A 772-nucleotide genomic window follows, 5' to 3' on the forward strand; every position below is an offset into this window, starting at 1 on the left:
TTTCAGCGGTCTTTAACACACCAGTGCCATCACATACAGGGCAAGGCTCACACAAGGTTTGCCCCAAGCTTTCAGTGGTACGCTTACGTGTCATTTCAACCAGGCCAAGCTCTGAAACGCAACTTACCGTTGTACGTGCATGGTCTCGCTCAAGCATTTTCTCTAACATTCGTAGAACCTGGCGCTTATGTTCCTCATCCTCCATATCGATGAAGTCGAGAATGATAATCCCGCCAAGATTTCTTAAGCGCAATTGCCTACCAATGGTCCTTGCAGCTTCGAGATTGGTCTTGAATATGGTCTCTTCAAGATTACGATGCCCGACAAAACCGCCGGTATTCACATCAATCGTGGTCATAGCTTCGGTTTGATCAATGATTAGATAGCCACCAGACTTAAGTTGAACCTTTTTTCCCAGCGCCTTCTGAATTTCATCATCAACATTATATAAATCGAATACAGGTCGTTCACCTGGGTAATACTCAAGCCGCTTACTAACATCAATGAGAAAGTTTTCGGAGAACTCCTTTACAATCCCATAACTTTCTTTTGAATCGATTCTAATTTTCTCGGTTTGAGGCTTTACCAGATCTCTTATCGCACGTGTAAACAGCGGCAAATCCTGATAGACAACAGATGGAATTGCGTTCTCTTTGATTCGCTGCTTTAGTTTTTTCCAAAGGCGCTCCAGGAACTTTATATCTGCCGTAAACTCATCTTCTCCTGCACCTTCGGCCGCAGTACGCACAATAAAGCCCGAGCCTGCCTCTTC

At 44.6% G+C, this 772-nt stretch carries 1 protein-coding gene; it reads right to left on the bottom strand.

Annotation, left to right across the window (positions count from 1 at the left end; genetic code table 11):
* Positions 1-772 (bottom strand): Rne/Rng family ribonuclease (locus tag A3763_RS24880; RefSeq protein WP_156495319.1); only part of this gene is annotated, 772 nt, incomplete at both ends.

The organism is Oleiphilus sp. HI0128, assembly GCF_001635365.1.